This is a genomic window from Streptomyces sp. NH27 (assembly GCF_056859195.1).
Window position 1 is genome coordinate 1 of record NZ_JACEGK010000551.1, and the last position, 5102, is coordinate 5102.

A 5102-nucleotide genomic window follows, 5' to 3' on the forward strand; every position below is an offset into this window, starting at 1 on the left:
GAACCGCCCCCCGAACGCCTGCCCCCTCCCGTGCAGAACCCGCCGGTACAGCGCCCGCTGCACCCCGTACACCAGCGGCACCGGCTCCTCGAAGACCAGGTGCACGTTCGGGTGCGCGAGCACGTCCTGCACATGGTCGGGCCGGCCGCGCAGGTCCCAGCGCGGGTTCCAGTAGTACTCGACGTACGGCGCGAGGGCGGCGGCCGGCGGGTGCAGCGGGACCGTGAGGTGGGCCGCGGCCGTCGCCGGCCGCAGCACCCCGCGCCCCATCCCGTACCTGCTCATGGGCCCAGCCTATGGAGCCACAGGCGGTGTGTCGCGTTTGTTCAAGACCGGCCGACGTGCCGCGTCCTAGCGTCGGGCCCATGAACGTCACCGATCCGCACCGCACCATCCACCCGCAGCTCGCCGACGCCGCCGCCGAGGCCGCCCGGATCACCGCGGCGGTCACGCCCGGGCAGCTCACCGGCCCCACGCCCTGCCCCGAGTACGACACCCGCGCCCTGGTCAACCACCTCGTCGCGTACACCGGCCTCGGCATGGAGCTGCGCGCCCGCCGCGAGCCGCACCCCGACGACCTGGCCACCCGCGACTTCACCGCGGAACCGGAGTGGGCCGCGGCCTACGCGCGGCAGCTCGACCGCGCACTGGCCGCGTGGGCCGAACCCGCCGCGTGGGAGGGCGAGATCCCGATGGGCGAGGCGGCCATGCCGGCCGACGCCACCGCGCGCATGCTCTTCCTCGAACTCGCCCTGCACGGCTGGGACCTCGCCAAGGCCACCGGCCAGGAGTACCGCGCCGACGACGCCACCGCGCAGCTGATGCGCGACGTGGTCGGGGAGTTCGCCGACATGTACCGCCAGTACAAGGGGTTCGCCGACCCGGTCCCGGCCCGGCCCGGCGCCACCGCGCTGGAAATCGCTGTCGCCGGATCCGGCCGGGACCCATACTGGCGCGCGTGATCCAGTACGAACTGATCGACCGGGTGCGGGCGTTGTGCCGCGCCGACGAGACCATCCGCGCGGCCCTGATGTACGGCTCGTTCGCGGCGGGCGAGGGCGACGCGCACAGCGATGTCGAGTTCTGGCTGTTCTTCGACCCGAAGGCGCGCGCCGCCCTCGACCCGGCCGCCTGGTGCGCCGAGGTCGCCCCGGTCCACCTGATGCTGCGCAACGAGTTCGGCACCCATGTGGCGCTCTTCCCCGGCCCGGTCCGCGGCGAGTTCCACTTCGCCAGCACTGAGGACATCGCGTCGGTGGGGGAGTGGCCGGCCCGGGGCGCGGCCGTCGACGCGATGGTCGTGGTGGACCGCGACGGGGCGCTCACCCCGGTGCTCGCCGCGCTGCCCGAGCAGGCCGCGCTGCCCGCCACCGCCGACGAGATCGCCGACCTGTGCGGGCGGTTCGCGAACTGGATGGTGTTCGCCGCCCACGTCACCGCCCGCGGCGAGCGGCTGCGCGCCCAGGACGCCCTCGCGCACGCCGCCCGCCACCTGCTGTGGATGGCCCGCCTCGCCGAGCACAGCACCGCCCACTGGCTCACCCCGTCCCGGGCCGCCGAGGCCGAACTGCCGCGCCGTACGGTCGACGCGGTCGCCGCCGGCACCCTCGCCGACCTGTGGCGGGAGGGCCGGGAGCGCTGGCTGACCCTGCTGGACCGGATCGGCCACGAGCACCCCGCCGCGCTCCTCGCGGAACTCGACGCGCTGCTGACCCCCGAGCACCCGCCGGTCGGCAGCTGAAAGCGCGGCCTCGTGCAGGGGGCGAGGCCGCGCCGGCGCGACGGGCCGCCCCAGCCGGCTCCGGCGTTCCGCCGGGCCCAGCCGCCGCCCTCCGTTTGCCGGTCGGTCTCAGTCCCGCCGCGCCCGCAGGATGCGCTCCACGCCGGCCCGTACCTCCGGCGTGTCCAGGCCGCGGATGGTCAGCGTGGTCCGCCGGCGCAGCACGTCGTCCGCGTCGTACGCCCACTCGTGGTCGCGGGCGTAGACCACCTGCGCCCAGATCTCCGGGGCGTCCGGGTGGATGCGCGTCGCGAGGGCCGGGTCCTCGTTGGCGAGGCGGGCGATGTCGAAGGCGAGCGAGCCGTAGTGCCCGGCGAGATGACCTGCGGTGTCGCCGGCCATCCGCGGGCCGGGCGCGATGCCGTCGACCACCAGGCGGTGCGCGACCGCGCCGGGGCTGGCGAACCCGGGCAGCGGGGCGTGCTTGGGCAGCCGGGACAGCGGCTCCATGTCGTCGGCGAGCGGGTGCCCGGGCAGTTCGGCGAGCTTCGCCAGCACTGTGCGGCCGATGTGTCGGAAGGTGGTCCACTTGCCGCCCGCGACCGACAGCATGCCGCCGCGGCCCTCGGTGACCACCGTCTCCCGCTTCGCTTTCGCGGTGTCCCCGGGGCCGCCCGGCAGCACCCGCAGCCCGGCGAAGGAGTACGTGATCAGGTCCCGGGTCAGCTGCCGGTCCCGGACCGAGAAGGCCGCCTCGTCCAGGATCTGGCCGATGTCGGCCTCGGTGACCGCCACTTCGCCCGGGTCGCCTTCGTACGCCTCGTCGGTCGTGCCGAGCAGCAGCATGCCCTCCCAGGGCAGCGCGAAGGTGATCCGGTACTTGTCGATCGGCGTGGCCAGCGCGGCCCGCCACGGCGAGGTCCGCTTCAGCACCAGGTGGGCGCCCTTGGACAGCCGGATCGACGGGTCCGCGGCCGGGTCCTCCATCCGCCGCAGGCGGTCCACCCACGGGCCGGTCGCGTTGAGCACCAGCCGCGCGTCCACGCCGAACTCGGTGCCGTCGGTGCGGTCGCGCAGATCCGCGCCGGTCACCCGGCCGCGGGTGAAGCGCAGCCCGGTGACCTCGGCGTGGTTGAGCACGGTCGCGCCCGCGCCGACCGCGGCACGCACCGTCATCAGCGCCATCCGGGCGTCGTTCATCTGCCCGTCCTCGTAGACCGCGACCGCGCGCAGGTCGTCGGTGCGCAGCTCGGGCACGTCGCGGGCGGCCCGGGCCGGGCTGATGACATGCCCGACGCCGTCGCGGAAGGCGGACAGCGCGGAGTACGCGAAGACGCCCGCGCCGAGCTTGGCCGCGCCGTGCGGCCCGCCCTTGTACACCGGCAGGTAGAAGGTGAGCGGATTGGCCAGGTGCGGCGCCACGTCGCGGGAGACCGCGCGTCGCTCGACGTGGTTCTCGGCGACCAGCCGCACCGCTCCGGTCTGGAGGTAGCGCAGGCCGCCGTGCAGCAGCTTGGAGGAGGCCGAGGAGGTGGCGCCGGCGAAGTCGCCGGCGTCCACCATCGCCACCCGCAGTCCCGACTGGGCGGCGTGCCAGGCGGTGGTGATGCCGAGGATGCCGCCGCCGATCACCAGCAGGTCGTACGTGGCGTGCCCGAGCAGGTCGCGGGTCTGGGCCCGCCCGGGGTTCGCGCCGGCGGTCGGGTGCGTCCCCAGGGCGGGGACGCGTTGCAGGGTGGTCATGGCGTTCTCAGTGCTCCTCTTCTTCGATCCAGCCCATGGTCCGGGTCACGGCCTTGCGCCAGTTGTGGTACTCGCGGTCCCGGTCGGCGTCGGCCATCCGGGGCGTCCACTCCGCTGCCCGCTTCCAGTTGGCGCGCAGCGCGTCGGTGTCCGGCCAGAAGCCGACCGCGAGGCCGGCGGCGTAGGCCGCGCCCAGGCAGGTGGTCTCGGCGACCATGGGGCGCACCACGGGTGCGGCCAGCACGTCGGCGAGGGTCTGCATGAGGAGGTTGTTGGAGGTCATGCCGCCGTCGACCTTCAGGGCGGCCAGCTCGACGCCGGAGTCCTTGGTCATCGCGTCGGCGATCTCGCGGGTCTGCCAGGCGGTCGCCTCCAGGACGGCGCGGGCGATGTGCGCCTTGGTGACGTAGCGGGTCAGCCCGGCGATCACCCCGCGGGCGTCGTCCTGCCAGTAGGGCGCGAACAGCCCGGAGAAGGCCGGGACGAAGTAGGCGCCGCCGTTGTCCTCGACGGTCAGCGCCAGCGTCTCGATCTCGGCCGCCGTGCTGATCAGGCCCATCTGGTCGCGCATCCACTGCACCAGGGCGCCGGTGACCGCGATCGACCCTTCCAGCGCGTAGACGGGGGCGTCGTCGCCGATCCGGTAACCGACGGTGGTGATCAGGCCGTTGTGGGAGTCGATTGGGGTCTTGCCGGTGTTGAGCAGCATGAACGTGCCGGTGCCGTAGGTGGACTTGGCCTCGCCGGGGGAGAAGCAGGTCTGGCCGAAGAGCGCGGCTTGCTGGTCGCCGAGCGCGGAGGCCACCGGGACGTCCGACAGGCCGCCGATGTCCGCCGTGCCGTACACCTCGGAGGAGGAGCCGATGCGCGGCAGCACCGCGGCCGGCACGCCGATCGCGTCGAGGATGGCCGGGTCCCAGTCGAGGGTGCGCAGGTCCATCAGCAGGGTGCGGGAGGCGTTGGTGACGTCCGTGACGTGCACGCCGCCGTTCGCCCCGCCGGTGAGGTTCCAGATCACCCAGGAGTCCATGGTGCCGAAGAGGATGTCGCCGGCCTCGGCGCGCTCGCGCAGGCCGTCGACGTGGTCCAGCAGCCAGCGGATCTTCGGGCCGGCGAAGTACGACGCGAGCGGCAGCCCGGTCGTCGCGCGGAACCGGTCCTGGCCGACGTCCCGGCCCAGTTCGCGGCAGAGCGTGTCGGTGCGGGTGTCCTGCCAGACCAGCGCGTTGTGCACCGGCTCGCCGGTGTGCCGGTCCCACAGCAGCGTCGTCTCGCGCTGGTTGGTGATGCCGATCGCCTTGACGTCGGCGGGCTTGAAGCCGGGGATGTCCTGGGCGGCCTTGCGGATGGCGCCGGCCACCACCTCCTGGACGTTGGTCCAGATCTCGGCGGCGTCGTGCTCCACCCAGCCCGGCTTGGGGAAGATCTGCTCGTGCTCCTTCTGGTCGACGGCGACGATCCGGCCGTCCCGGTCGAAGACGATGCAGCGGCTGGAGGTGGTGCCCTGGTCGATCGCGGCGATGAACGGGCCCGAGCCGTGGGAGGAGCCGGCGGAAGAGCCGGCGGCCGGGGTGGCGGAGGTGGTGCCGGCGGCGGTGTCGGTGCCGGTCGGGGTGTCGGTCACGGTGTGCTCCTGCTG

At 74.0% G+C, this 5102-nt stretch carries 5 protein-coding genes; 2 read left to right on the forward strand and 3 right to left on the reverse strand.

The annotated features are described in order from the left end of the window. Positions 1-285 (reverse strand): DUF6597 domain-containing transcriptional factor (locus AC13HU_RS31665; RefSeq protein ID WP_483045417.1); only part of this gene is annotated, 285 nt, incomplete at its 3' end. A gap of 80 nt (positions 286-365) precedes the next feature. Here AC13HU_RS31665 and AC13HU_RS31670 point away from each other — a divergent pair. Further along, on the forward strand, positions 366-962 hold the full coding sequence (locus AC13HU_RS31670; protein WP_483045418.1) for a TIGR03086 family metal-binding protein: 597 nt from the start codon (positions 366-368) through the stop codon (positions 960-962). Beyond that, positions 959-1741, forward strand: a complete 783-nt coding sequence (locus AC13HU_RS31675) for a nucleotidyltransferase domain-containing protein (protein WP_483045419.1) — start codon at positions 959-961, stop codon at positions 1739-1741. Before AC13HU_RS31670 ends, AC13HU_RS31675 begins: the two co-directional genes overlap by 4 nt. Before the next feature lie 108 nt (positions 1742-1849). Here AC13HU_RS31675 and AC13HU_RS31680 read toward each other — a convergent pair whose 3' ends face one another. Then, positions 1850-3463, reverse strand: a complete 1614-nt coding sequence (locus tag AC13HU_RS31680) for a glycerol-3-phosphate dehydrogenase/oxidase (protein ID WP_483045420.1) — start codon at positions 3461-3463, stop codon at positions 1850-1852. 7 nt (positions 3464-3470) lie between these two features. Beyond that, positions 3471-4985 (reverse strand): glycerol kinase GlpK, encoded by a 1515-nt coding sequence (gene glpK, locus AC13HU_RS31685; protein ID WP_483045421.1) that lies wholly within the window; start codon positions 4983-4985, stop codon positions 3471-3473. Between the last annotated feature and the right edge of the window lie 117 nt (positions 4986-5102).

What these genes read in the sequence shown, in the direction of transcription:
- AC13HU_RS31680 (WP_483045420.1), bottom strand. Translation starts at nt 3,463, where the DNA reads ATGACCACCCTGCAACGCGTCCCCGCCCTGGGGACGCACCCGACCGCC.
- AC13HU_RS31670 (WP_483045418.1), top strand. Translation starts at nt 366, where the DNA reads ATGAACGTCACCGATCCGCACCGCACCATCCACCCGCAGCTCGCCGAC.